The 26,515-nt window shown below is 58.6% G+C and carries 24 protein-coding genes and 1 pseudogene; 12 read left to right on the top strand and 13 right to left on the bottom strand.

The genetic code is table 11. The annotated features are described in order from the left end of the window. Nucleotides 1–254: 254 nt before the first annotated feature. The 4 genes from MYY08_RS11485 to MYY08_RS11500 all read left to right on the top strand — a co-directional run bounded on the left by MYY08_RS11485 (nucleotide 255) and on the right by MYY08_RS11500 (nucleotide 6,945). The gene (locus tag MYY08_RS11485; protein ID WP_081981775.1) at nucleotides 255–1,811 is read left to right on the top strand and encodes a pyridoxal phosphate-dependent decarboxylase family protein; all 1,557 of its coding nucleotides are present in this window, start codon (nucleotides 255–257) and stop codon (nucleotides 1,809–1,811) included. 10 nt (nucleotides 1,812–1,821) lie between these two features. Further along, complete coding sequence (locus MYY08_RS11490) at nucleotides 1,822–3,114, top strand: lysine N(6)-hydroxylase/L-ornithine N(5)-oxygenase family protein (protein ID WP_190295933.1); 1,293 nt, start codon at nucleotides 1,822–1,824, stop codon at nucleotides 3,112–3,114. Nucleotide 3,115: 1 nt separating this feature from the next. Further along, nucleotides 3,116–5,473, top strand: coding sequence for a GNAT family N-acetyltransferase (locus MYY08_RS11495; protein ID WP_038625651.1), 2,358 nt, complete (start codon nucleotides 3,116–3,118; stop codon nucleotides 5,471–5,473). A gap of 239 nt (nucleotides 5,474–5,712) precedes the next feature. Beyond that, nucleotides 5,713–6,945, top strand: a complete 1,233-nt coding sequence (locus MYY08_RS11500) for an MFS transporter (protein ID WP_084970058.1) — start codon at nucleotides 5,713–5,715, stop codon at nucleotides 6,943–6,945. 72 nt (nucleotides 6,946–7,017) lie between these two features. Here the strand turns inward: MYY08_RS11500 and lpxM are convergent, their stop codons facing one another. The 3 genes from lpxM to znuA form a co-directional block, all read right to left on the bottom strand. After that, complete coding sequence (gene lpxM / locus MYY08_RS11505; protein ID WP_084970059.1) at nucleotides 7,018–7,998, bottom strand: lauroyl-Kdo(2)-lipid IV(A) myristoyltransferase; 981 nt, start codon at nucleotides 7,996–7,998, stop codon at nucleotides 7,018–7,020. Nucleotides 7,999–8,183: 185 nt separating this feature from the next. Further along, nucleotides 8,184–9,509 carry a murein DD-endopeptidase MepM gene (gene mepM / locus MYY08_RS11510; RefSeq protein ID WP_038625648.1) on the bottom strand — a complete coding sequence of 442 codons (1,326 nt, stop codon included), beginning with the start codon at nucleotides 9,507–9,509 and terminating at the stop codon, nucleotides 8,184–8,186. A 13-nt stretch (nucleotides 9,510–9,522) separates the two neighbouring features. Continuing rightward, nucleotides 9,523–10,470 (bottom strand): zinc ABC transporter substrate-binding protein ZnuA, encoded by a 948-nt coding sequence (znuA, locus tag MYY08_RS11515; protein WP_038625647.1) that lies wholly within the window; start codon nucleotides 10,468–10,470, stop codon nucleotides 9,523–9,525. 77 nt (nucleotides 10,471–10,547) lie between these two features. On the opposite strand from znuA, the gene znuC reads away from it, so the two are divergent. Together znuC and znuB are read left to right on the top strand one after the other, a co-directional pair. After that, nucleotides 10,548–11,300 (top strand): zinc ABC transporter ATP-binding protein ZnuC, encoded by a 753-nt coding sequence (znuC, locus tag MYY08_RS11520; RefSeq protein WP_038625646.1) that lies wholly within the window; start codon nucleotides 10,548–10,550, stop codon nucleotides 11,298–11,300. Next, nucleotides 11,300–12,085 carry a zinc ABC transporter permease subunit ZnuB gene (znuB, locus tag MYY08_RS11525; protein WP_038625645.1) on the top strand — a complete coding sequence of 262 codons (786 nt, stop codon included), beginning with the start codon at nucleotides 11,300–11,302 and terminating at the stop codon, nucleotides 12,083–12,085. Before znuC ends, znuB begins: the two co-directional genes overlap by 1 nt. 111 nt (nucleotides 12,086–12,196) lie before the next feature. Here znuB and ruvB read toward each other — a convergent pair whose 3' ends face one another. The 6 genes from ruvB to aspS all read right to left on the bottom strand — a co-directional run bounded on the left by ruvB (nucleotide 12,197) and on the right by aspS (nucleotide 17,607). After that, nucleotides 12,197–13,201, bottom strand: a complete 1,005-nt coding sequence (gene ruvB / locus MYY08_RS11530) for a Holliday junction branch migration DNA helicase RuvB (RefSeq protein ID WP_288014289.1) — start codon at nucleotides 13,199–13,201, stop codon at nucleotides 12,197–12,199. Nucleotides 13,202–13,209: 8 nt separating this feature from the next. Beyond that, nucleotides 13,210–13,824 (bottom strand): Holliday junction branch migration protein RuvA, encoded by a 615-nt coding sequence (ruvA, locus tag MYY08_RS11535; protein WP_038625641.1) that lies wholly within the window; start codon nucleotides 13,822–13,824, stop codon nucleotides 13,210–13,212. Between the two features lie 84 nt (nucleotides 13,825–13,908). Then, a complete protein-coding gene (ruvC, locus tag MYY08_RS11540; protein ID WP_038625640.1) occupies nucleotides 13,909–14,433 on the bottom strand; it encodes a crossover junction endodeoxyribonuclease RuvC in 525 nt (174 codons plus the stop codon). A 36-nt stretch (nucleotides 14,434–14,469) separates the two neighbouring features. Continuing rightward, entirely contained in the window at nucleotides 14,470–15,213 is a 744-nt protein-coding gene (locus MYY08_RS11545; protein WP_038625638.1) for a YebC/PmpR family DNA-binding transcriptional regulator, read from the bottom strand. Nucleotides 15,214–15,392: 179 nt separating this feature from the next. Further along, complete coding sequence (gene nudB / locus MYY08_RS11550) at nucleotides 15,393–15,827, bottom strand: dihydroneopterin triphosphate diphosphatase (protein ID WP_038625636.1); 435 nt, start codon at nucleotides 15,825–15,827, stop codon at nucleotides 15,393–15,395. A gap of 1 nt (nucleotide 15,828) precedes the next feature. Next, nucleotides 15,829–17,607, bottom strand: a complete 1,779-nt coding sequence (aspS, locus tag MYY08_RS11555) for an aspartate--tRNA ligase (RefSeq protein ID WP_038625634.1) — start codon at nucleotides 17,605–17,607, stop codon at nucleotides 15,829–15,831. A gap of 312 nt (nucleotides 17,608–17,919) precedes the next feature. Here aspS and MYY08_RS11560 point away from each other — a divergent pair, with 312 nt between their 5' ends. The 4 genes from MYY08_RS11560 to cmoB all read left to right on the top strand — a co-directional run bounded on the left by MYY08_RS11560 (nucleotide 17,920) and on the right by cmoB (nucleotide 21,126). Next, on the top strand, nucleotides 17,920–18,483 hold the full coding sequence (locus MYY08_RS11560; protein WP_038625633.1) for a hydrolase: 564 nt from the start codon (nucleotides 17,920–17,922) through the stop codon (nucleotides 18,481–18,483). Between the two features lie 40 nt (nucleotides 18,484–18,523). Then, nucleotides 18,524–19,348, top strand: coding sequence for a DUF72 domain-containing protein (locus MYY08_RS11565; protein WP_084970061.1), 825 nt, complete (start codon nucleotides 18,524–18,526; stop codon nucleotides 19,346–19,348). 72 nt (nucleotides 19,349–19,420) lie between these two features. Next, entirely contained in the window at nucleotides 19,421–20,161 is a 741-nt protein-coding gene (cmoA, locus tag MYY08_RS11570; RefSeq protein WP_038625608.1) for a carboxy-S-adenosyl-L-methionine synthase CmoA, read from the top strand. Continuing rightward, nucleotides 20,158–21,126 carry a tRNA 5-methoxyuridine(34)/uridine 5-oxyacetic acid(34) synthase CmoB gene (gene cmoB / locus MYY08_RS11575; protein ID WP_038625606.1) on the top strand — a complete coding sequence of 323 codons (969 nt, stop codon included), beginning with the start codon at nucleotides 20,158–20,160 and terminating at the stop codon, nucleotides 21,124–21,126. The genes cmoA and cmoB overlap by 4 nt, the downstream gene beginning before the upstream one ends. Before the next feature lie 33 nt (nucleotides 21,127–21,159). Here cmoB and MYY08_RS11580 read toward each other — a convergent pair whose 3' ends face one another. Further along, complete coding sequence (locus tag MYY08_RS11580) at nucleotides 21,160–21,780, bottom strand: LysE family translocator (RefSeq protein WP_190295937.1); 621 nt, start codon at nucleotides 21,778–21,780, stop codon at nucleotides 21,160–21,162. 254 nt (nucleotides 21,781–22,034) lie between these two features. Here MYY08_RS11580 and MYY08_RS11585 point away from each other — a divergent pair, with 254 nt between their 5' ends. After that, nucleotides 22,035–22,484 carry a DUF4385 domain-containing protein gene (locus MYY08_RS11585; RefSeq protein ID WP_288014295.1) on the top strand — a complete coding sequence of 150 codons (450 nt, stop codon included), beginning with the start codon at nucleotides 22,035–22,037 and terminating at the stop codon, nucleotides 22,482–22,484. A 110-nt stretch (nucleotides 22,485–22,594) separates the two neighbouring features. Continuing rightward, nucleotides 22,595–23,692 (top strand): annotated as a pseudogene (locus MYY08_RS11590) (glycerol dehydrogenase). 24 nt (nucleotides 23,693–23,716) lie between these two features. On the opposite strand, the gene MYY08_RS11595 reads toward MYY08_RS11590, so the two are convergent. The 3 genes from MYY08_RS11595 to MYY08_RS11605 form a co-directional block, all read right to left on the bottom strand. Further along, nucleotides 23,717–24,568, bottom strand: a complete 852-nt coding sequence (locus MYY08_RS11595) for a hypothetical protein (protein WP_038625600.1) — start codon at nucleotides 24,566–24,568, stop codon at nucleotides 23,717–23,719. A 73-nt stretch (nucleotides 24,569–24,641) separates the two neighbouring features. After that, nucleotides 24,642–24,959 (bottom strand): hypothetical protein, encoded by a 318-nt coding sequence (locus MYY08_RS11600; RefSeq protein ID WP_288014298.1) that lies wholly within the window; start codon nucleotides 24,957–24,959, stop codon nucleotides 24,642–24,644. Beyond that, nucleotides 24,956–26,341, bottom strand: coding sequence for a hypothetical protein (locus tag MYY08_RS11605; protein WP_288014300.1), 1,386 nt, complete (start codon nucleotides 26,339–26,341; stop codon nucleotides 24,956–24,958). The genes MYY08_RS11600 and MYY08_RS11605 overlap by 4 nt, the downstream gene beginning before the upstream one ends. Between the last annotated feature and the right edge of the window lie 174 nt (nucleotides 26,342–26,515).

The raw sequence follows: 26,515 nt of genomic DNA on the forward strand, positions 1-26,515 counted from the left end.
TGATTGCTATTTATAATCGCATTCACATTATCAGTTGCAGCATACATGCAACATAAACGGATTTATCCTCATAAAATGGGAGGTTTACCGCTGAAAAAGGTTATCTCTCTCGCTTCGCTTTCTTGTCGGGCATTATGACTATACCGGCAATACATTAAATAAATTTAACTGATGCCGTGACGCATCAGGCGTACAGGGCCGTCATAAATTTGATGACGGCACGGGGTTCTTACGTCCAAAATAAGGTCAAGGAAATGGGATTGGTTTCCGCAACAACACAAAATAGCACGCCAGCAGATCGCAATGCCGCCTGCGCCAGCAGCGCAACATTTTTTTTTAATGAGGCGCAGCTGGAACAGTATGCACAGCAGACCCTAAGCGCGCTGGCTTTGGTCCGCCAGCAGCTGCAGCAAACTGAAAAGCCATTTAGCGGCATTTTGCCGCACGAGCTGGCGCCGGCGCTGCGCGCTATCGATCTTGATGCGCCGCTGGGCGACGAGCAGGCGGCGCTGGAAGAGTTATCTGAAGTTTATCTGCGCGACGCCGTCTGGTTCCACCATCCTAAATATGTGGCGCATCTCAACTGCCCTGTCGTTCTGCCCTCGCTGCTGGCGGAACAGATCATGAGCGCGGTGAACAGCTCGGTGGATACCTGGGATCAGAGCGCCGGCGGCACGCTGATCGAGCAGAAGGTGATCGACTGGACGCTACAACGCATCGGCCTGCCCGCCGGCTCAGACGGTATTTTCACCAGCGGCGGCACCCAGTCCAACCTGATGGCGATGCTGCTGGCGCGTGACAGCTGGTGCGCGCGTCAGCATCCGGGCCACCTGATCAAGCAGCGCGGTCTGCCGCCGGAAGCCGGCAAGTGGCGAATTTTTACCTCAAAGATGAGCCACTTCAGCATTCAGAAATCGACCGCGATTCTGGGCCTTGGCTACGACGCGGTGATCGCCGTCGATCATGACGACCATTACCGCATGGACGCCGCCAAACTTGAGCAGGCGATCCAGCAGTGCCGCCAGCAGGGGCTGATCCCGATTGCGGTGGTCGCCACGGCGGGCACCACCGACTTTGGCAGCATCGATCCGCTGCGGGCGATAAGCGATATCTGCCATCACTATCAGCTGTGGATGCACGTCGACGCCGCTTACGGCTGCGGCCTGCTGGTGTCGCCGCTGCATCGCCAGCGTTTGCAGGGCATCGAACGCGCCGACTCCGTGACCGTCGATTACCACAAATCCTTTTTCCAGACCGTCAGCTGCGGCGCTTTTTTTGTGCGCGAAAGCCAGCATCTTGGTCACGTTACGGTGCATGCCGACTACCTTAACCCGCTCAGCGCGCAGCAGGAAGGCACACCCAACCTGGTGAACAAGAGTATCCAGACCACGCGCCGCTTCGACGCGCTGAAAATGTGGATGACACTGCGCATTATGGGCGCGCAGCAGCTGGGCGAAGCCTTTGACAGCGTGCTGGCGCTGGCGCAGCAAACCCACCGCCTGCTACAGGCGCATCCGGCGATTGAAGTGCTGCACGCGCCGGAGCTGACCACCCAGGTCTTCCGCTTTATTCCGCGTCCGGGCCTCAGCGACGAGATCACTGACGAAATCAACGCGCAGATCCGCAAAGCGCTGTTCCGCTCCGGCAACGCGGTCGTGGCGGGCACCAAAGTGAACGGTCGTCAGTACCTGAAATTCACCCTGCTCAATCCGGCTACCCGCGTCGCCGACATGGAAGATGTGATCGCCCTGATCACCCACTATGGGCGCGAGCTGTCGCACAACCTGTCACTCAACGCAGCGAATCAGTAAGGGCATAATGATGAACGACACCATTTATGACTTTATCGGCATCGGCGTCGGTCCGTTTAACCTCAGCCTCGCCTGTCTTACGGCGCCGCTGAATGAGATCAACGGCCTGTTTCTCGATCAGAACCCCGGCTTTGACTGGCACACAGGCATGATGCTGGAGAGCGCGCATCTGCAAACGCCGTTTATGGCCGATCTGGTGACGCTGGCCGATCCCACCAGCCGCTTCAGCCTGCTGAACTATATGAAGCAGAAAGGAAAGCTTTACAGCTTCTATATCCGTGAAAGCTTTTTCCTGATGCGCAAAGAGTATAACCAGTACTGCCAGTGGGCCTGCTCGCAGTTGGACAACCTGCGCTGGAACACGCGCGTGGAGTACGCCAGCTACGATGAAGGCCGCGCCTGCTATCAGCTGCACACCGTCGATACCCGCAGCGGCGAACGCCGCACCTGGCTGACGCGCAAGCTGGTGCTGGGCACCGGCCCGGTCTCCTGGCTGCCGGAGTGCAGCCGTCCGCTGCGCGATCGGGTGGTGCATTCCAGCGACTACCTGGTCAACAAAGCGAAGCTGCAGGCGCAGCGCTCAATCACCGTGCTGGGCAGCGGCCAGAGCGCGGCGGAAATTTTCTACGATCTGCTGAGCGACATCGACCAGTACGACTATCAGCTGAACTGGATCACGCGCGCGCCGCGTTTCTATCCGCTGGAGTACACCAGGCTGACGCTGGAGATGACCTCGCCGGAGTGGATCGACTATTTCCACGCCCTGCCTCCTGACAAGCGCGACCAGCTGAACGCGAGTCATAAAAACCTGTTTAAAGGCATCAACAGCAGCCTGATTAACGATATTTACGACCTGATGTACATCAAGCAGCTGGATGGCGACCTCAAGGTGCGGCTGTTCACCAACTCGGCGCTTACCGGTCTGCGCCGTCTGCCGAACGATGAGCTGGAGCTGTCGCTGCATCAGCGCGAGCAGGATCAGCACTATACCCGTCGCACTGAAGGGCTGGTGATGGCGACCGGCTATCACTATCAACCGCCGCAGTTTATCGAAGGCATCGCCAGTCGCCTGCGCTGGGATGAAAAGGGACGCTACGACGTGCAGCGCAACTACAGCATCGATCGTCATAACGCGGTGTTCGTGCAGAATGCTGAACTGCATACGCACGGTTTCGTGACGCCCGATCTCGGCATGGCCTGCTACCGCAACTCGGTGCTGATCCGCGAGATCGCCGGACGCGAAATCTATCCGATCGAGCAGCGCATCGCCTTCCAGACCTTCCCGGCAGAGACGGAGCTGTAACATGACGACGTTATATCAATGCACTCGTCCGGCCGGCGAATTTACCCTGCGGCCGATGACCGCCGCAGACGTCCCGCTGATCCACCGCTGGGTGACGCAGGACTACGCCCGCTTCTGGGGAATGCAGAACGATACGCTGGAACAGGTCGCCGCCTTCTATCAGCAGCTGACCGCCGACAATCCGCAGGCGGCGATTATCGGCCTCTGCAACGGCGAGCCGGTTTTCCTGATGGAATGTTATCAGGCACAGCAGGATGAGGTGGGCAAACACTATCCGGCGCGCCCTGACGATTACGGGATGCATATCCTGATCGCGCCGGCGGAAAAGCCTGTCGCACAGTTCAGCTGGCAGGTGTTCAGTACGGTAATGGATTACCTGTTCAGCCTGCCGCAGGTGCGGCGCGTGGTGGTTGAGCCGGACGTACGCAATGAGAAGATCCATCGTCTGAACCAGCGCGCCGGTTTCCGCTACCAGCACACCATCGATATGGGACATAAAACCGCGTGGCTCGCCTTCTGCCAGCGCGAAGATTATCAGCATGCTCAACAGCAGGAACAATCACCAATGACGACATCTACCTCCCTCGCGCACGGCCACCACCTTACCGGCGACAACTGGGCGCTGGCTAACCGGCTGCTGGTGCGCAAGGCAATAGCCGAGTTCGCCCATGAAAAACTGATCGCCCCGCAGCCCGATGGTCGCGACGGCTGGCTGCTGGCGGTACCGGACGGAGAAGCGGTTTATCGATTCCGCGCCCGCAGGCTGGCGCTCGATCACTGGCAGATCGACGCCGATTCGCTGGAAAAAAGCGAAAACGGCGTGCCGCACACGCTGGACGCGCTGCAATTTATTATCGAGTTCAGACAACAGATCGGCATCCCCGCCGCCATGCTGGCGATCTATATGGAAGAGATCACCAGTACGCTGTGCAGCAGCGTCTATAAGCTGCAAAAAGGCAACCCGGATAGCGCGGCGCTGGTGAAGGCGGATTTCCAGACGGTGGAAGCCTCGATGACCGAAGGGCATCCCTGCTTTGTCGCCAACAACGGCCGCATCGGCTTCGATGCGCGCGACTATCTCGCCTGGGCGCCGGAGGCGGCCGCGCCGATCCGTCTAATCTGGGTGGCGGTGCATACGCGCAACGCCCACTTCTCCAGTCTGGATACGCTGAGCTACCAGCGGCTGATGCAGGAGGAACTGGGCGACAGCACGCTGGCGGCGTTTAACGATCGGCTGCGCGCGCTGGCGGTCGATCCGCAGGATTATCTGTTTATGCCGGTGCATCCCTGGCAGTGGCAGAACAAGCTGTTGACGGTGTTCGCGCCCGATATCGCCGCGCGCGACATTATCTGGCTGGGCGAAGGCGAAGATACATATCAGGCGCAGCAGTCGATCCGCACCTTCTTTAACCGTAGCCAGCCGACGAAGCGCTATGTGAAAACCGCGCTGTCGGTGCTGAATATGGGCTTTATGCGCGGGCTGTCGCCTTACTACATGGCCACTACGCCAGCGGTCAATCAGTGGCTGGAGAGCGTCGTCAGCCAGGATGCCTGGCTGAAGCGGTGCGATTTCCGCATCCTGCGCGAAGTGGCGGCCATCGGCTACCACAACCGCTACTATGAACGCGCCATTCAGGGCGATTCCGCCTGGAAAAAGATGTTCGCCGCGCTGTGGCGCGATAATCCGGTCGCGCAGCTTAAGCCGGGCCAGCGTCTGATGACCATGGCGTCGCTGCTGCATATCGATCAGTATCAACAGCCGCTGCTGCCGGCCCTGATCGCCGATTCCGGTCTGGCCCCGGAGGCATGGATCGATCGCTACCTGACCTGCTATCTCAGCCCATTGCTGCACTGTTTCTATCAGCACGATATCGTGTTTATGCCGCACGGCGAAAACCTGATCCTGCTGCTGGAGAACAACGTGCCGGTCAGCGCGTATATGAAGGATATCGGCGAGGAGATCGCGGTGCTGAACCCGGACGCGATACTGCCGGAGAAGGCGCAGCGGCTGGCGGTAGACGTACCGGACAACCTGAAGATCCTCTCCATCTTCACCGACGTCTTCGACTGTATTTTCCGCTTCGTGTCGGCGATTCTGGACGACAGCGGCACATTGCCGGAGGCGCGTTTCTGGCAGCGCGTGGCGCAGTGCGTGCATGACTATCAGCAGGCGCATCCGCAGCTGGCGAGCAAGTTCGCCCGCTACGATCTTTTTGCGCCCACTTTCGCCCTCTCCTGTCTGAACCGGCTACAGCTGGCGAACAATCAGCAGATGATCAACCTGTCCGATCCGGCGGAAAATCTGAAGTTCGCTGGCGAGCTGACGAACCCGATAGCCGTTTACGCGCATCAAGAATAATTCATCTGTAGTATTATTTTGATCGCTATACTGACGCAACCGCGTCAGCGTGCTGACAAATTTAAAATATGGGTGACAGAGACCAGAGAGCAAAGCGTCCCGCGCCGCGGGCAGAGCTGGCATGGATGCTCTCTTTGCGGCTTTGCGAGCGGGCGATGTCACCCACGCCGCACCTTTAGCTATCATCTGACGCGACTGCCTTTTCGGTCGCGTTTTTTACATTTCTGGAGCATACCTGCATGGCTGCATATACCCCGGTTTCCCGCCTGACCTTCAGGCATTTGATGTTTCCCCTTTCGCTGGTGCTGTTTGAATTCGCCACCTATATCGCACACGATATGATCCAGCCCGGCATGCTGCTGGTGACCAGCGAATTCCATGTTGGAGCCGAGTGGGTCTCCACCTCGCTGACCGCCTATCTGATCGGCGGTATCCTGCTGCAATGGCTGCTTGGCCCGCTCTCCGATAAATATGGCCGTCGCCCGGTAATGCTGGCGGGCGTACTGTTTTTTATCGTCTGCTGCGCGATGACGCACTGGGTCGCTTCGATCGAGCAGTTCGTCGCCCTGCGTTTTTTCCAGGGCGCCAGCCTCTGCTTTATCGGCGCGGTGGGCTACGCCGCCATTCAGGAAGCCTTTGACGAAGCGCGCAGCGTGCGCATTATGGCGCTGATGGCGAACGTCGCCCTGCTGGCGCCGCTGGCCGGGCCGCTGGCGGGCGCCGCGTTTCTTACCGTGGGCGACTGGCGCACCATGTTCTGGCTATTCGCCCTTCTTGCCGCCGTGGCGCTGATCGGTCTCTGGCGCGCGATGCCTGAAACCGCAGGCGACCGCAGCGTTTCCATCAGTCTGAAAAGCCTGGGACGCGCCTATCTGGCGCTGGCGCGCGATCGGCAGGTGATGAGCGGCTCGCTGGCGATTGGCCTGGTGTTTATTCCGATCCTCGCCTGGGTCGCCCTGTCGCCGGTGATCCTGATTCATGATGAAGGATTGACGCGCATGGACTATGCGCTGCTGCAGCTGCCGGTGTTCCTGGCGATGATAGCCGGCAACCTGACGCTGAGTCGGCTGGCGAGCCGCCTGCCGATTGAAGGGCCGCTGCGCTTCGGCGCCTGGCCAATTCTTGCTGGCTTAATGCTGGCGACGCTCACCTCGATTATCGATCGTCACAGTTATCTGTGGCTGACCGCCGGGCTGAGCATTTATGCCTGGGGCGCGGGGATGGTGAACGCCGGACTCTATCGTCTGACGCTCTTTTCCAGCACCGCGGGCAAAGGCAGCGTCGCCGCGATGTTAGGCATGGTGAGCATTCTGGCGTTTGCGCTGGGGATTGAGCTGTCGAAATATGGCTATTTTCACGGCGGCGCCGCCTGGTTCAGTCTGATCAATCTGGCGAGCGGCCTGCTGTGGCTGGTGCTGGTGACCGCATTCCTGCGCGAACGCAAGCGTCGCAGCAAAATCGACCCAGCCTGATGAACTGGCGGGCGCGGGCATCACGTCTGCGCCCGCCAAAAAACAGCCGCCCGCTGGCGCAGGCAGCGGGCGTTATTTTTTGCGCGGAAACAGCTCTTTACGCTTATAGGGTTCAATTTCTCCTTCGCGTCGCGTTTTCAGCAGCTTGAGAATCCAGGTATATTGTTCAGGGTTCGGACGCACAAAAATCTCCACCTCTTCATTCATCCGGCGCGCCAGCGTGTGGTCGTCCGCCTCCAGCAGATCGTCCATCGGCGGGCGGATAAAAATATCAAGCTGATGCGTTTTGCCGTTATAGACCGGGAACAGCGGCACCACGCGTGCGCGGCACACCTTCATCAGGCGGCCCACCGCCGGCAGCGTCGCTTTATAGGTCGCGAAGAAATCGACGAATTCGCTGTGCTCCGCGCCATGATCCTGGTCGGGCAGATAGTAGCCCCAGTAACCCTGACGCACCGAGCTGATAAAAGGTTTGATGCCGTCGTTGCGGGCGTGCATGCGGCCGCCAAAACGGCGACGCACGCGGTTCCAGATATAGTCGAAAAGCTGATTGCTTTGATTATGGAACATCGCCGCCATCATCTGCCCTTCCGAGGCAAGCAGCATCGCCGGGATATCTACCGCCCAGCCGTGCGGCACCAGAAAAATGACATTCTCTTTATTCGCCTGCATCGCCTCGATGATCTCTTTTCCGTGCCAGCGCACGCGTTCGCGCACCCGCTCCGGGTTGCGCAGCGCCAGCTCGGCCATCATTACCATCGACTGCGGCGCGGTGGCGAACATCTCATCAATAATCGCCTCGCGCTCCGCTTCAGAGCGTTCCGGCAGACAGTAAAGCAGATTAATTTGCGCACGACGGCGAGCGCTTTTCGCCAGGCGTCCAGCCAGACGACCGGCCGCGCCAAGAATGGGATCGCGCAGCGCCGGCGGCAGCAACGCCATACCGGCAAACGCGCCGATGCCCAGCCAGGCGCCCCAGTATTTCGGCAACAGAAAGGACTTCTGAAAGACGGGAATAAATTCGATATTGCTTTTTTTCTTGCTGGTTTCCATGCACTCGCCTCGGTCAATAAGCGGCTAATGATAGTGCGGGCAGGTAAATTTGCAACGGTTACCGCAGGCAGGCGCTAAACCGCAGATAAATCGCAGATAAATCGCGGGGAAATTGTACGAATTCAGATAAAAAACGGCAATACGGGCGGCGTTTATGTGCGCCGCCCGCGTTGCTGGCGTCAGTCTTAATTCAGCTTCAACTGCGGCAGAACTTCTCTGACCTGCGCCAGGTAGGTAGAGCGGTCTTTGCCGGTCAGCCCTTCGGTGCGCGGCAGTTTCGCCGTCAGCGGATTCACCGCCTGGTTGTTGATCCAGATTTCATAATGCAGATGCGGCCCGGTCGAGCGCCCGGTGCTGCCGGAAAGACCGATGCGGTCGCCGCGCTTCACTTTGTCGCCCGGTTTCACCAGCAGCTTTTTCATGTGCATATAGCGCGTCATATACTGACGACCATGGCGGATAGCGATGTAGTTGCCCGCGCCAGCGCTGTGTTTTGCCTGTACCACTTCGCCGTCGCCCACCGCCAGCACCGGCGTGCCGATCGGCACGGCGAAATCGACGCCTTTATGCGGCGCGATGCGGCCGGTCACCGGATTCAGACGGCGCGGATTGAAGTTAGAGGAGACGCGGTACTGCTTCACCGTCGGGAAGCGCATAAAGCCGCGCGCCAGGCCAGAGCCGCTGCGATCGTAGAATTTGCCGTCTTCGGCGCGGATCGCGTAGTAATCTTTGCCGCCGGTGCGCAGACGCACGCCCAGCAGCTGACTCTGTTCCTTTTTACCGTCCAGCTCCTCGCGCGACATCAACACGCTGAACTTATCGCCAGCGCGCAGCTTGCGGAAATCCATCTGCCACTGTAACGCTTTAATCACGCTGCTGATTTCGGCGCTGTTCAGCCCCGCGCGCTGTGCGCTGGTGACGAAGCTGCCGTTGACCACGCCGGTCAGCACGCTGTTTTTCCACTCGCCTTTTTGCAGCTCGCTGGACATTTTAAAGCCGTTGTCGACGCGGTCGTAGGTGCGGGTTTCGCGGCGCGACATCTCCCAGGTCAGGCGCTGCAGCTGACCGTCGTCGGTCAGTGTCCAGGAGATTTGCTGGCCAACCTGCAGGTTGCGCAGATCTTTATCCACCTTCACCAACTGGCTAATGTCACCCATTTCGATGCCGTACTGGTTGAGAATGCTGCTCAACGTATCGCCGCTGGAAACCACGTAGTCGTGGGTGCCGGCTTCCGCCGTCACATCTTCGTCGATTTCATCTTTCGGCAGATCGTCTTCCGGCGCGGGAGAAGACTGATCGAGCGGCTCGCTGGCTTCGGGCAGCAGCGTGCGCAGCTCGTTTTTATCAATTTCGATGGTTTTAACAATGGGCGAGGTTTCGCCCGGATGATAAACATAAGGCCGCCAGACTGCGACGGCCAGAGTAACAACGGTGAGCGACCCGAGCATAACGCGGTGGGGTCGCGGCAGATTATTAAATGCCAGGGCGACAGAGCGGGCTATCTGTTGCACTTTAAGTAATTCCTCATGCTCCTTTCAGGCAGCTTTCATACTGGCTCGACAGCTGTGAGAGGAATTTCACATAGCTGTCTTTTCCTAAGCTGATGCCCATTCCCAGCGGATCGAGCGTACCTTTACGCACCTGAGTCCCCCTGGCAACGGCATCGATGACGGCCGGCCTGAACTGTGGCTCAGCAAAAACGCAGGTCGCTTTTTGCTCAACCAACTGTGTTCGAATTTGATGTAAGCGCTGCGCGCCCGGTTGGATCTCAGGATTTACGGTAAAATGGCCAAGCGGCGTGAGACCGTAGTGTTTTTCAAAGTAGGTGTAGGCATCATGAAAAACGAAATATCCTTTCCCTTTAACGGGCGCCAGCTGACGCGCTATCTGCTCATCATTTTTCGTCAATTGTGACTCAAATTGCTGCAGGTTAGCGTCCAGTTTGTCTTTGCTATGCGGCATAAGTTCCAATAATTTTTCGTGGATTGCAACCGCAGATTGGCGCGCTATTTCCGGGGACATCCACAGGTGCATATTATATTGCCCGTGATGATGATGCTCATGCGCTGCATCATGATGATCGTCATCGCCGTCATGATGCTCATCTTCCTCTTCAGCGCCGGTAATAAGTAGCGGTTTTACCGTCGGTAAACTGGCCAGTTCAAGATTTTTCTCAGCGGGAAATGCGCTGGCGGTTTTGCTGATAAAGGCCTCCATTTCCGGCCCTATCCAGACCACGAGATCCGCGCCCTGCAAGCGTTTGACGTCAGACGGACGAAGCGCGTAGTCATGTTCGGATGCGCCGTCGGGCAGTAAAACCTCCACCGGCGTCACGCCATCGGCGATGGCGGCGGCGATAAAGCCGAGCGGCTTGATGGAGGTAACAACCGCTGCGCTGGCGGGCGCGCTAAGCGAAGCGGCAAAACCGAGGGGTAATAACAGGGAAAATAATGCCTTTTTATTCTGTAACATAATGCTTCAATCCATCGTGACAGGGTTATGGATTGTGATATTATAACATTCGATAACTTCTGCAAGTCTTAATAATTATGAGCTCACTGATTAGTCTGGAAAATATTTCAGTCAGTTTTGGCCAGCGCCAGGTATTATCCAATATCTCATTATCGCTGGAGCCGGGACGGATTCTGACTTTGCTTGGCCCCAACGGCGCCGGAAAATCGACGCTGGTGCGGGTGGTGCTTGGGCTGATCGCGCCTGACAGCGGCACGCTGAAACGCGATGCAAAACTGCGCATCGGTTATGTGCCGCAGAAGCTGCATCTCGACGCGACCCTGCCCCTGACCGTCGAGCGCTTTTTGCGTCTGCGCCCCGGCGCGCGTAAGGCGGATATCCTGCCGGCGCTGAAACGCGTACAGGCCGGACACTTGCAGCATGCCCCGATGCAAAAACTCTCCGGCGGCGAGACGCAGCGCGTACTGCTGGCGCGCGCCCTGCTTAATCAGCCGCACGTGCTGGTGCTGGACGAACCGACGCAGGGCGTTGATGTGAACGGCCAGGTTGCGCTGTATGATTTAATCAATCAGCTGCGCCTTGAGCTTAACTGCGCGGTGCTGATGGTGTCGCACGACCTGCATCTGGTGATGGCGAAAACCGATGAGGTGCTCTGCCTGAATCACCATATCTGCTGCTCCGGCACACCGGAAGCGGTCTCCCGCCATCCAGAATTTATCGCCATGTTCGGCCCGCGCGGCGCGGAGCAGCTGGCGATCTACCGTCATCACCATAACCATCGTCACGATTTGCAGGGACGAATTGTTTTGCGTAAAGGACAGGGACAATAATGCTCGAACTCTTACTTCCCGGCTGGCTGGGCGGCGTGATGCTGGCGCTGGCGGCCGGTCCGCTCGGTTCATTTGTCGTATGGCGCCGCATGTCCTATTTCGGCGATACGCTGGCGCACGCTTCGCTGTTGGGCGTCGCCTTCGGCCTGCTGCTGAACGTCAATCCTTTTTATGCGGTGATCGCCGTCACGCTGCTGCTGGCGCTGGGCCTGGTCTGGCTGGAACGACGCCCGCATCTCGCTATCGACACCCTGCTGGGGATTATGGCGCACAGCGCGCTGTCGCTCGGTCTGGTGGTGGTCAGCCTGATGTCCAACGTGCGCGTCGATCTGATGGCTTATCTGTTCGGCGATCTGCTGGCTGTGACGCCGGAGGATTTAGCGATTATCGGCGGCGGCGTCGCGCTGGTGCTGGCGGCGCTCGCCTGGCAATGGCGTCCGCTGCTGTCGATGACCATCAGCCCGGAACTGGCGCAGGTGGACGGCGTGAATATCGCCCGCACCCGTATGCTGCTGATGCTGATCACCGCGCTCACGATCGGCGTGGCGATGAAATTCGTCGGCGCGCTGATCATCACCTCGCTGCTGGTGATCCCGGCCGCCGCCGCGCGACGCTTTGCCCGTTCGCCGGAACAGATGGCGCTCCTCGCCATCGGCGTCGGCATTATCGCAGTAACCGGCGGTTTGACCTTCTCCGCCTTTTACGATACGCCAGCCGGCCCGTCGGTGGTGCTGTGCGCCGCGCTGCTGTTTATTTTCAGCCAGCTGAAGCAGCCGCCGACGTAACTTTTTGCTGATATTCGCCCATAAAAAACGCCAGCCGCAGCTGGCGTTTTTTTATGGGCTGCGCCGCAGACCGCAAGGAACGCGGCACGGCCCCCACACCTGTCGGCGAGGTTATGTCTCGCGGCTAATGCCGAAGTGCTTATAGGCGTGCTGCGTGGCGATGCGGCCGCGCGGCGTGCGCTGAATAAAGCCCTGCTGGATCAGATAAGGCTCCAGCACATCCTCAATGGTTTCGCGCTCTTCGCCAATCGCCGCCGCCAGGTTATCAAGACCGACCGGGCCGCCGGTGAATTTGTCGATAATCGCCAGCAGCAGCTTGCGGTCCATATAGTCGAAGCCTTCGTTGTCGACGTTCAGCATATCCAGCGCCTTCGCTGCCACCTCGCCGTTCATCACGCCTTCGGCGCGCACCTCGGCGAAGTCGCGCACGCGGCGCAGCGGGCGGTTAGCGATACGCGGCGTGCCGCGCGCGCGGCGCGCCACTTCCAGCGCCCCTTCCGGGCTGAGATCCAGACCCAGACAGGCGGCGCTGCGGCCGACGATATGCTGCAAATCTTTCACCTGGTAGAACTCCAGGCGCTGCACGATGCCGAAACGATCGCGCAGCGGCGACGTCAGGGAACCGGCGCGCGTCGTGGCGCCAATCAGGGTAAAGGGCGGCAGATCGAGCTTAATCGAGCGCGCGGCCGGACCTTCGCCAATCATGATATCCAGCTGGTAATCTTCCATCGCCGGATAAAGCACCTCTTCCACCACCGGCGACAGACGATGGATCTCGTCAATAAACAGCACGTCATGCGGCTCAAGGTTGGTCAGCATCGCCGCCAGGTCGCCCGCTTTTTCCAGCACCGGACCGGAGGTGGTGCGCAGATTGACGCCCATTTCGTTCGCCACGATATTCGCCAGCGTCGTTTTACCCAGCCCCGGCGGGCCGAAAATCAGCAGGTGGTCCAGCGCGTCGCCGCGCATTTTGGCCGCTTTAATGAAAATCTCCATCTGCTCGCGCACCTGCGGCTGGCCGACATATTCTTCCAGCAGGCGCGGACGGATGGCGCGGTCAATAATCTCTTCTTCGCTGACGTTGCCAGGGGAGACCAGGCGATCGGCTTCAATCATGGTTTACCTCAGAGCGCGGCACGCAGCGCTTCACGGATCAGGGTTTCACAATCAGCATCCGGGCGGCCCACTTTGCTGACCATCCGGCTGGCTTCCTGCGGTTTATACCCCAACGCCACCAGCGCGGCAACCGCTTCGGCTTCGGCATCGTTGCTTTCCGGTGCCGCGTTTTCGCTGGTCAGCGTAAAGGTTGCGTCGCCGCCGAACAGATCGCCATGCATGCCTTTAAAGCGGTCTTTCATCTCCACCACCAGGCGCTCGGCGGTTTTCTTGCCGACGCCAGGCAGCTTCACCAGCGTCGCCACCTCTTCGCGCTCGACGGCGGTGACGAACTGCTGCGCCGACATGCCGGAGAGGATCGCCAGCGCCAGCTTCGGCCCGACGCCGTTCACCTTGATCAGCTCGCGAAACAGCGCGCGTTCCTGCTTGCTGGTGAAGCCGTAAAGCAGCTGGGCGTCTTCGCGCACGATAAACTGCGTGAAGATGATCGCTTCCTGGTTAAGTTCCGGCAGCTCGTAGAAGCAGGTCATCGGCATGTGGACGTCATACCCCACTCCGTTCGCTTCAATTAACACCAGCGGCGGTTGTTTTTCCAGAATGATGCCTCGCAGACGACCTATCACAGTAGCTTCCTTTGATACAGGGGGGAGAAAGTGTCAGAGTTATAACATAAAAAAGGCTGGATGAATATCCAGCCTGATAATGGGTTACGAACGCAGCCTGCCGCGCGCCAGGTTCAGTCGGGTGTCGCTCAGCTTGCTGGCGTTCTGACTGACGTGGCAGTGGGTAATGGCGATCGCCAGCGCATCGGCGGCGTCCGCCTGCGGATTAGCCGCCAGCTTTAGCAAGGTGCGCACCATATGCTGCACCTGGCTTTTTTCCGCGCTGCCGATGCCGACCACCGTCTGCTTCACCTGGCGCGCCGCATATTCAAACACCGGCAGGTCCTGATTGACCGCCGCGACAATCGCCGCGCCGCGCGCCTGTCCCAGCTTCAGCGCCGAATCGGCGTTTTTCGCCATAAACACTTGTTCGATGGCGAAAAAGTCAGGCTGGAACTGCGTGATAATTTCACTGACGCCGGCGTAAATCAGCTTCAGACGGGTCGGCAGATCGTCGACCTGGGTGCGAATGCAGCCGCTGCCCAGGTAAGTTAGCTGTCGTCCCACCTGACGAATCACGCCATAGCCGGTGATCCGTGAGCCTGGGTCAATGCCCAGAATAATCGCCATCAGGCTACTCCGTCAGGTTGGCGGTCACGATCGCCCTTACAGGGTGGCCGCGACCTCGTCGGAAATCTCACCGTTATGGTAAACTTCCTGCACATCGTCACAATCTTCCAGCATATCGATCAGGCGCATCAGCTTCGGCGCCGTCTCCGCATCCATATCCGCTTTGGTGGACGGAATCATGGTCACTTCCGCCGTTTCCGCTTTCAGACCGGCCGCGTCCAGCGCATCTTTCACTTCGCCGAAGGTTTCCCACGGGGTGAAGACGTCGATCGCGCCGTCGTCATAGGTCACCACGTCGTCCGCGCCCGCTTCCAGCGCCGCGTCCATCACCGTGTCTTCATCAAGGCCCGGCGCATAGGAGATCACGCCTTTTTTGGTGAACAGATAGGCGACGGAGCCGTCGGTGCCGAGGTTACCGCCGCATTTGGTGAAGGCGTGACGCACTTCAGATACGGTGCGGTTGCGGTTGTCGCTCAGGCATTCCACCATCACGGCGGTGCCGCCGGGGCCGTAGCCTTCATAAATGATGGTTTCCATGTTGCTGTTGTCATCGCCGCCAACGCCGCGGGCAATGGCGCGATCCATGGTGTCGCGCGTCATGTTATTGGACAGCGCTTTATCCATCGCCGCACGCAGGCGCGGGTTAGAGGCCGGATCGCCGCCGCCCAGCTTGGCTGCGGTGACCAGCTCACGAATAATTTTGGTAAAAATCTTACCGCGCTTGGCATCCTGTGCCGCTTTGCGGTGTTTGGTGTTGGCCCATTTACTATGCCCTGCCATAACTCTGCTCTCTCCAGTTTGACACCGGTCAGACACCTCAAGATCAGCTTCCCCGCGGGAAACGTGCGCCTGATGCCTGACGCTGTTGATTTCGTATCAGTCAGTGACTGACGGCTTCAGCGCGCTCGCCGGGTAACGGCGATGCACTTTGCAGTGCGGCGCGCGGCTGTCGGCAGCGGTTAGCCGACGAATTCTTCAATCGCCTGGCGATTACTCCAGGACTTGGTAAGACGGGCGGCCTCAGGGGCGTCCAGCCATCGCCAGGCGAGGTGCTCGCTGAGAACAATGCTGCGCTCACGCGGCAGCGCCAGGCGAAACCAGTGCTCGGTATTATGCGTGACGCCGGGCGCGTAGCGGTGACGAAAGTGCGGAAAAATTTCAAATTCAATCTGACGCCGGCAATCCTCCAGCGTCAGCCCTTCCGCCGCCACATCAATGGCCAGCTCCTCTCCCACTTCGCGCCGCGCGGCCTCTGCCGGCGTTTCACCTCTTTCCAGGCTGCCGGTGACCGACTGCCAGAAATCGGGATCGTCGCGCCGCTGCAGCATCAGCACCCGCCCGGTATCCTGAGCATAAATCACTACCAGTACCGAAACGGGATGCTTAAAGCTCATCTTACAGACTCTCTGGCTTATCCTTTTTCACCACCTGAATCGCCAACTCTTCCAGCGAAGCCGGATTGGCGAAGCTCGGCGCCTCGGTCATCAGACAGGCGGCGGCGGTGGTTTTCGGGAAGGCGATAACGTCGCGGATATTGTCGGTGCCGGTCAGCAGCATCACCAGGCGATCCAGACCAAACGCCAGGCCCGCATGCGGCGGCGTGCCGAACTTCAGCGCGTCGAGCAGGAAACCGAACTTCTCGCGCTGTTCAGATTCAGTGATGCCGAGAATGCCGAACACCGTCTGCTGCATCTGGCCGTTGTGGATACGCACGGAACCGCCGCCCACTTCATAACCGTTGATCACCATATCGTACGCGTTGGCGATAGCGGTTTCCGGCGCGGCTTTCAATTCTTCCGGCGTCATATCGCGCGGCGCGGTGAACGGATGGTGCATCGCCGTCAGACCGCCTTCGCCGTTGTCTTCAAACATCGGGAAGTCAACGACCCACAACGGCTTCCACGCTTTGTCGTCGGTGATCTTCAGATCGCGGCCCAGCTTCAGACGCAGCGCGCCCATCGCATCCGCCACCACGCCCGCTTTATCGGCGCCGAAGAAGACCATGTCGCCATCCTGCGCGCCGGTGCGCTCAAGGATCGCTTCGACGATCGAAGCATTCAGGAACTTCGCTACCGGGCTCTGGATGCCTTCCAGACCCTGCGCGCGCTGGTTGACCTTGATATAAGCCAGCCCTTTCGCGCCGTAGATTTCAATAAACTTGCCATATTCATCGATCTGCTTACGGCTCAGCCCTGCGCCGCCCGGTACGCGCAGCGCCGCAACGCGGCCTTTCGCATCGTTCGCCGGACCGGAAAAGACCTTGAACTCCACCGCTTTCACCAGATCGGCGACATCCACCAGCTCCATCGGGTTGCGCAGATCCGGCTTATCGGAGCCGTAGCGGCGCATCGCTTCGGCGAAGGTCATCTGCGGGAACTCGCCGAGGTCGACGCCTTTCACTTCCAGCCAGAGCTGACGTACCATGCGCTCCATCACTTCACGCACCTGCGGCGCGGTCATAAAGGAGGTTTCCACATCGATCTGAGTAAATTCCGGCTGGCGATCCGCGCGCAGGTCTTCATCACGGAAGCACTTAACGATCTGGTAGTAACGATCGAAGCCGGACATCATCAGCAGCTGTTTGAACAGCTGCGGCGACTGCGGCAGCGCGTAGAATTTGCCTTTATGGACGCGGCTCGGCACTAAATAGTCGCGTGCGCCTTCCGGCGTGGCCTTGGTCAGCATCGGCGTTTCGATGTCGAGGAAGCCGTTGTCATCCATAAAGCGACGCACGAAGCTGGTAATTTTCGCGCGGGTTTTCAGACGCTGCGCCATTTCTGGACGACGCAGGTCGAGATAGCGGTATTTCAGGCGCGCTTCTTCGCTGTTTACCTGGTTGGAGTCGAGCGGCAGCGGCTCAGCGCGGTTGATGATGGTCAGCTCGGTCGCGAACACTTCCACTTCACCGGTGGCCATATCGGGGTTTTTATTGCGCTCGTCGCGCGCGCGCACCACGCCGGTCACCTGAATGCAGAACTCGTTGCGCAGTTCAGAGGCGCGGTTAAAGGCCTCCTGACGATCCGGATCGAAAAAGACCTGAACGATGCCTTCACGGTCGCGCATATCGATAAAGATCAGGCTCCCAAGATCGCGGCGACGGTTAACCCAACCGCAGAGAGTCACTTGCTGACCAACATGAGACAGATTGATCTGCCCGCAATATTCTGTACGCATAACGCTATCCTTTTAACTTCGCCGCTGCAGCATGGGCAGCCTGGTTGTGTCGTCGTGTAGTGAGATTATCCGGCGGATAACCGCAGGCAGACGCTGCCGCAAAAAGGCAGGCATTATAATGTAAAAAGCAAGGCGCGATAAGGGGGAACGGCGCGCGGCGCGTAAAGCGCGCGCATTTGTTATCCATCGCAGGCTAATGTTAGCGCTATGCACATATAAATTCACAAAATTCATGAATTAACGACATTTTTCCCCTTGCCTGCCATCGGTCCGCTGGCCCAGGCTTAACCTCTTTTTTTCGCGGAGAGCAATATGAAACTTAATCCCACATCGACCGCCCTGGTGTTAATCGATTTGCAGGAGGGCATTTTGCCTTTCGCCGGCGGGCCGCACAGCGCTGAACAGGTGGTGTCAGGCGCGGCGCAGCTGGCGGCGAAGTTCCGCGCCGTCAACGCGCCGGTGGTACTGGTGCGCGTGGGCTGGTCGCCCGATTTCGCCGACGCGCCGAAACAGGAAGTGGACACCGCGCTGATGCACGGCGCGCTGCCGGATAACTGGTGGGATTACCCCACCGCGCTGGGCGTCGACTCAGGCGATCTGCACGTGGTGAAACATCAGTGGGGCGCCTTTTACGGCACCGATCTGGAGCTGCAGCTGCGCCGTCGCGGCATCGATACTATCGTGCTGGGCGGCATTTCCACCAATATTGGCGTAGAATCTACCGCGCGTAACGCCTGGGAGCTGGGCTTTAACCTGGTGATTGCTGAAGATATTTGCAGCGCGGGCAGCGTGGAGCAACACAACAGCAGCCTGGAATGGATTTTCCCGCGCATCGCGAAAGTGCGTCGCGTCGAAGAGATTATCGCCGCGCTGTAACCTCATTCGGACGGGTTCGCCCGTCCGCTACGGGAGCAACATGTCGACATTTCGTCTGGGATTGCCGCAGTGGCAACATCCCCACTGGAAACGTTACGGATTGGAAACGCTGGCCGACTATGCGCGCTACTTCAACTGCGTCGAGGGCAACACCACGCTCTACGCTCTGCCAAAGGCGGAGGTGGTGCTGCGCTGGCAGGCGATGACCCACGATGATTTCCGCTTCTGCTTTAAGTTTCCTGCCAGCATCACCCATCAGTCCGGCCTGCGCCACTGCGACGATCTGGTAGAGGAATTTTTCCGCACGCTCGATCCACTCAGCCCGCGCATCGGCCAGTACTGGCTGCAAATGCCCGCCGCCTTTGGGCCTGATTCGCTGTCGGCGCTCTGGGCGTTTCTCGATAAGCTTCCCGCCGCTTTCCGTTACGGGGTGGAAGTGCGTCATCCTGCTTTCTTCGCTAAAGGCGAGGCGGAACGCGCGCTAAACCGCGGGCTGCATCAGCGTGGGGTTAACCGCGTGATCCTCGACAGCCGTCCGGTGCATGCGTCCACCTCCACCAGCCCGGCGTCGCTGGACGCCAAATCTAAAAAGCCGAAGGTGCCGCCGCACGCCATCATGACCGCCAGCGATCCAATGGTGCGCTTTATCGGCAGTGATTCGCTGCGGGAGAATCAGGCCTGGTTTGAGGACTGGCTCAGCAAACTGCCGGGCTGGCAGGCAAACGGCACGCCCTGGCTGTTTCTGCATACGCCCGATATCGGCGAGGTGCTGGATCTGGTGCAGACGCTCTGGCCGCGTCTGCAACAGGCGTTGCCCCAGGTCGGCCCACCGCCCGACTGGCCGCAACAGAGCGCGCTGTTTTAATCAGTAATGATGCAGCGCGCCGCGCTTTCTGACAAAATATGCGCCTTTCCGTAGTTGACCGGATTTACCCCTATGTCTAATCGAGATACGCTGTTCTCCGCGCCTATTGATAAACTGGGCGACTGGACCTTTGACGAGCGCGTAGCTGAAGTTTTCCCCGATATGATCCAGCGCTCGGTGCCGGGTTATTCCAATATCATCTCCATGATCGGCATGCTGGCCGAGCGCTTCGTCACGCCGAATACCCAGGTGTACGATCTCGGCTGTTCACTCGGCGCCGCCACGCTGTCGGTGCGCCGCTCGGTGCAGGCCGACGGCTGCAAAATCATTGCGGTCGATAATTCCCCGGCGATGGTTGAACGCTGCCGCCGCCATATCGACGCCTTCCGCGCCAGCACGCCGGTAGCGGTGATCGAAGCCGATATTCGCGATATCCCCATCGAAAACGCGTCAATGGTCGTGCTGAACTTTACCCTGCAATTCCTCGCGCCCGCCGATCGGCTGACGCTGCTGGCGCGCATTTATCAGGGCCTGAATCCGGGCGGCGCGCTGGTGCTGTCGGAGAAATTCAGCTTTGAAGACGCCGACGTCGGCGAACTGCTGTTTAACATGCATCACGATTTCAAGCGTGCCAACGGCTACAGCGAGCTGGAGATCAGCCAGAAGCGAAGCATGCTGGAAAATGTGATGCTGACCGACTCGGTGGAAGCGCATAAGGCGCGTTTGCGTCAGGCAGGCTTTGAACACAGCGAACTCTGGTTTCAGTGCTTTAACTTCGGCTCGCTGGTGGCGCTGAAGGCGGGTGCGGCATGATCGATTTCGGTAGATTTTATCAGCAGATCGCCCAGGGCCCGCTGGCAAGCTGGCTGGAAGTGCTGCCAGCGCAGCTGGCGGCATGGCAGCGCGAAAACCTGCACGGCCATTTTCGCCACTGGCAGAAGTCGGTGGACAACCTGCCGCTGCTGACGCCGCAGCATATCGATTTAATCAACAGCGTCACCGCCGACAGCGATACGCTCAGCGAGCGTCAGCGTCAGGGCATTGAAAAGCTGCTGCGCAACCTGATGCCGTGGCGCAAAGGCCCCTACTCGCTTTATGGCACTTATATCGATACTGAGTGGCACTCCGACTGGAAATGGGATCGCGTGCTGCCGCATATCTCTCCGCTGACCGAACGCACAGTGCTGGACGTCGGCTGCGGCAGCGGCTATCACATGTGGCGCATGCTCGGCGCCGGCGCCAGGCTGGTCGTAGGCATCGATCCCATGCAGCTGTTCCTGTGCCAGTTTGAAGCGGTACGTAAACTGCTGGGCGACGATCGGCGCGCGCACCTGCTGCCGCTGGGCATCGAGCAGCTGCCGGAGCTGAAAGCGTTCGACACCGTCTTTTCCATGGGCGTGCTTTATCACCGCCGTTCGCCGCTCGATCATCTCTTTCAGCTGAAAAACCAGCTGGTGAGCGGCGGCGAACTGGTGCTGGAAACGCTGGTGATTGAGGGCGACGAGCATGATGTGCTGGTGCCGGGCGAACGCTATGCGCAAATGCGCAACGTCTGGTTTATCCCTTCCGCCGCCGCGCTACAGTGCTGGCTGGAAAAGTGCGGTTTCGTTGATGTGCGCATCGTCGATTTTTCCCGCACCAGCACAGAAGAACAGCGCCGTACCGACTGGATGACCACCGAATCGCTGGCGGACTTCCTCGATCCGCACGACAGCGGCAAAACGCTGGAGGGCTATCCCGCCCCGCTGCGCGCCGTGCTGGTGGCGCGCAAACCGTAATCTGACAAGGGCGCCCGACGGCGCCCTTTTTGATCAACGCCGTGACAGCGCCAGCTTCGCCGCAAAGCCGATAAATACGCAGCCGGTCAGACGATCCATCGCTTTCATTACCGCCGGGCGCCGCAGCTTCTCGGCGAAATAGCGCGTCCCCATAATCAGCATCCCGCTCCACAGCAGGCCGATCAGCGCGTGCGTAAAGGCCATCGCGCTGCTCCAGAGCGCCACCGACGCATTAGCGGGGATAAACTGCGGTAAAAACGATACGTAGAAAATTCCGACTTTCGGGTTAAGCAGATTGCCGAACAGTCCTTTAACGAACAGCGCCATCCAGCCCGGCGGCGTTTCCAGCGCCTGACTGCCAGGCAGCGCGCTGCGCGGACGCAGCAGCAGCCCGACGCCGAGCCAGAGTAGATACGCGGCGCCGGCCCATTTCAGCAGGTTATAGGCCGCCTCTGACGCCAGCAGCAACGCCCCCAGCCCGAAGCCGACCGCCACGCCCCAGACGAAACAGCCGCTGGAGACGCCCAGCGCCGAGGCGAAAGCCCGACAGCCGCCATGCGCCGCCGAGGTGCGCAGCACCAGCGCGGTGTCAAAACCGGGCGTCAGCGTCAGAATGACAATCGCGACCAGAAAAGCCAGCAGAGAAGAGATCATAACGCGTTCCTTTTTGATGAAGCGGACTATTCCTGACCTGACGACAGACGGCGCGGCATGCGTCGGTCGTCATCTCGTCATCGCGCCTCCTTGCAGAAACGCCCTGGCGTCAGGCCTGTGTTAAGCCGCCCAGTGTAAAATCATTGTAAACAAAATGAAATCCTTGCCTGCTGACCTCTGTTCTGCCGCAGGAGCGCGTTACGCTAACTTCCTCCGCAGCGGCTAAACTTATCGCAGCGGCCGCAGGAGGAAGAATGAGAGAATTTGATTATCAGCAGAACTTCAGCCAAATCGATTTTCGCCAGCATCCAGAGCTGTACCAGGTGGGACGCGGCGAACAGGGCGTGCTGCTCGTCGAGCCTTATAAATCGGAAATTTTGCCGCACTGGCGTTTTCGTACCCCGGCCATCGCCCGCGAATCGGCGGAGAAAATTATGGCGCTGTTTGAGGAATACCGACAGCAGGATGATTTCGTCGGCATGGATATGGCGCGCAAGTTTATTCAGATGGGCTTTACCCGCGCGCGTCGCTACGCCAATCATCCCGGCGGCAAAAAATATGATGCCCAGCGTCAGGTGCTGCCGCAGCAGCTTGACCCGGAAAAGGTGGAATCGGCAACGATCTTCAAGGCGTACTGGGATAAAATCCGCGCAGACGCCGATTATCTGCGGCGTAAAAAAGCCCATCAGCAGCGCTATGGCTAACCGCCCTGCGCAAGAATTTGCCTTTTCCCCACGGATCATCAAGCCAGCCCGCAGAAACCTGCCAGGCTTTAAGCCATCACGTAAAACCCGTAGCTTAAAGGAGAGCTGGTATGAGTAAGTTTGTTTTTTCCTCACCGCGAAAATATGTTCAGGGCGCCGGCGTGCTGGCCGAACTGGGCACGTACCTGAAAGAACTGGGTGACAGCGCCTTCCTGATCGCCGATGAGGTGGTCTGGGGGTTAGTCGGCGAGCAGGTGCAGAATACGCTGCGGCAGGCCAACGTTCAGCAGCGCTACGAGAAGTTTAACGGCGAGGCCTCCGGCAATGAAATCAGCCGTCTGGCAAGCGTCGCTCAGGAAAGCGGCTCCGCCGTGGTGGTGGGTCTGGGCGGCGGTAAAACGCTGGATACGGCAAAAGCGGTCGCCGACGAGCTGCATGCGCCAGTGGTGATTGTGCCCACCGCCGCCTCAACCGATGCGCCCTGCAGCGCGCTGTCGGAATAGATCACCGACAGCGGCGTGTTTGAAAGCTACCGTTTTTATAGCAAAAACCCCGATCTGGTGCTGGTGGATACCTGGGTCTGCGCGCAGGCGCCGGTGCGTCTGTTCGCCTCTGGCATCGCCGATGGTCTGGCGACCTATGTCGAGGCGCAGGCGGTGCTGCGCTCTCACGGCAAATCGATGGTGAACGGCGATCCGACGATTGCCGGCATGGCCATCGCCCGCGCCTGCGAAGAGACGCTGCTCACCTGGGGCTACAGCGCCTGGACCGCCGTGGCGCAAAAGCGCGTGACGCCAGCGGTGGAAGCTGTGGTGGAAGCGAACACGCTGCTTTCCGGCCTGGGGTTTGAAAACGCCGGGCTGGCGGGCGCGCATGCCATCCACAATGGCTTTACCGCTATTGAAGGGGACATTCATCACCTCACCCACGGCGAAAAAGTCGCCTATGGCACCCTGACGCAGATGGTGCTGGAACAGCGGCCCGATGAGGAGATCGCACGTTATATCCGCTTTTACCGCGCCATTAATATGCCGACCACGCTGGAAGAGATGCACCTGGAAAACGAAAGCTGGGAGAATCTGGTGAAGGTGGGCGCGCTGGCCAATAGCGAAGGGGATACGTTGAAAAACCTGAATCCTGGCCTGACGCCGGAAGCGGTGGCGAACGCCATTCTGGCGGTAGACGCGTTTAGCAAAACGGTGAAATAATGTTCAGGCGCCTGCGGGCGCCTGTTACTCCGTTTTCGCCGCACTGTCCCAGTATTCAAATCGGTAGGCGGTGCTGAGCTGGCGCTGTACCGTTTCCTTACCGTCGGTTTCCGTTTCTTGCGAATAGCTGAGCGTGCAGTTTCCCACGTCATCCCAGCTTTGACACTCATCCAGCGTCACCGTCGTGCCGTTGCGGTTGTTGCTTACCGCGCGCAGACCTGATTCGCGCTGCTGTTTATCATAGCTGTAACTTTCTTTTCCCTGCTCCGAACTGCTGCCCAGCAGCAGGCCTTCCGGGCTCCAACGGTAGTGATATTCGCCGTTGGTCAGCGCGTCCGAACCGCGCGATACGCTGCTGCTCAGGCGCAGGTGTTTATCATACTGGTAGGTGGTTTCCGTGAAGCCTTTATTGCCCATCAGGATAAAGCTGTCGCTGGCGCTGATGATATTGCCTTTTTCTCCCACCATATAGCTGATAACGCCCTGCTTATTATTTACCTCTACCAGCGCATTCTCCTTCCTTACGCTGACAGAGATCTGGTATTGCGCCAGCCAGCCATGACTGACGCGCGCTACATGCTGCTCCATCGCCAGCACCACGTTCCGATCGTCTTTGTCGTAGCTGATATCGGCAACGGTAAGCTGGCCGCAGCGGTTAAACTGCCCCAGCACGCGCTTTTGCGAATTGACGTTTTTACCGAATTCTCCCATCACGACCTGCTTAATCTGCCCTTTCGCCGTGCCGCCTAATAAGATCACGCTGTTGCTGTTATTGATCGCATCGCCGACGCGACGGCAGGTTTCTGCCGCCAGCGCCGCGCCGCTGCTCCACAAGCCAGCCGCGCCGATCAGTAACAGCAAATATCCAGGCTTCATCATCTCTTCTCGTGAAAATATATCGGCACACGACATAAATCGGCCTTCCGACAGAAGCGGAAGGCCGCTGGCGTCAGGCAGGGGTTACCGAACCGGTAGTTTCCAGAGCAGCCCAGGGCGCGGTCGCCGAACTGCCTGTGGCATAATAATAGCGTAGCTGTTTATTCGCGTCATAGCCCAGCACCATTTTTCCGGTCACCTTGCCGGTGGTATTAATGGCACCGTCCCTGGCCGCCAGCTGCGCCTGCGAGTAGATGAAGCCGCTGTTGATGCCGACGTTATCGTTAACCAGCCAGGCGATATTCGGCACATCGCCCGCTTCCCTGGCAACGGGGCTGCTGGTGCCTTCCCTGGCGCTGTAGCGCAGACCCAGCAGAACATCAGTGTTCATGTGTAGCAGTCATTTAGTACAAACTTTTCTTTGATATCCTGAAGGTCAACGGCGAGTTTTGCCGCTCTCAGACCGCTATTCGCGATATGCACATTGGCCAGCTCGATCAAATGGATAGCAATGTTATTGGCGCCAACGTCGATAATGCAGTTGTTTATCGACAGGTTCCCTCCCAGAGTGCCGCTCGGCTTATTAAACAGAATGCCGGTAGCCGTGCCGTTGCCAACAAAGCGGCAGCTGGTAAGCAGCAGATTGTTGTGCTCCGCCGCGCCCGATCTAATCTGCATGCCGAAGCCTTCGGCATAGCAATTGTTGAGATGCAAATCCTCCGCCGGTACCAGATCAAAAGCGGTATTGGTTTCCAGTCCGCGGTTCTGCATCGAAACCTGCAGCGTGAGTTTATGGTCGCCCTGCACGGTGGAGGAGCGCGTCAGCACCACCCCGGCGCCGGCTGATTTCTCATCCATCAGCACCATCGAGCGGATATTGACGTGCTTTGACCAATTTTGTATGCAAATAGCGCCGCGTATCGGATGCCACTGCTCCTCGCCGTTTTTGATATCGGCGGTGCGGGTATATTTGATGGTATTTTCCACCAGCACGTTGGAACACATAATATAAGCTTCACCCCACCAGGTCGCGCCGCCAATTGAGATGTTGCCGATCGAAACGCCGTTGGTGATGCCCTCAAAGGCGAAATGGCGCCGAAAGGGTCCCCAGGCGAGATTATTGGTCATAATGGTGTGCTGGGCATCAAACTCCGGTCGTCCATCATTGTTGGTAACCGGCGCTTCAGCATGGAAAGCCAGGCGCCCGTCGGTGCCCTCTTTGCAGGAGGCGTAGTTGCCGTCGATCACCGTTCCCGATCCCCAGATGCTGACCGCATCGCCGCGATCCTCCAGGCCGACGCCCAGACAGTCGAAAAAGTTATTTTCCAGAATACGCGAACCGTGAGCGCGATAGTTTGAACCGGCAATCACCGCATTGACCTGATTCACCATGGTGCAGCCTTGTATAAGGCAAAAGTCGGCCTGAATATCGATGGTTCCCTGACGGCCGCCGCCTTTATTGCTGGCAAGGTTGCTTTGTAACAGCAGAGGATTGGTTGAGTGCAGATTTAATATTTTACAGTTGGGATGTTTTAAAACGATCATCGAATGCGTTTTCATCTTCTCCCCAATCGGCCTGATCTCTCCGGTTTCCGTACCCTCAATAACCTGCCCTTCGAAAGAGGTTTTAACCTGATCGGAAAGGTTTATTACCGTATCGATAATAATATGCGTCGCCTGTTGAAGTAATGCCTGTAACGCTTTCGTATTGTCGGTTTTATAATCTGTTGCCGTTGTAACCCTGATATTGAGCGATGATGTGGAGACTGGCATAGCAATCCTCTCTATTTCATAAAATAAATGGACCTGTCCTTTACCTGGTGCGCTCCAGCTTGCTCGCTCAGAGTAGTGCAATAGTTTCATATGTAAAATATTACATTATTAATTTTCACAGGCTTGTCTTAAAACCTGGCCATTCATTACTTGACTACCGTTGTGAGTTAATCG

The sequence above is a fragment of the Mixta sp. genome (genome assembly GCF_024610815.1).
In the GTDB taxonomy this organism is placed as follows: Bacteria; Pseudomonadota; Gammaproteobacteria; order Enterobacterales; family Enterobacteriaceae; genus Mixta; species Mixta calida.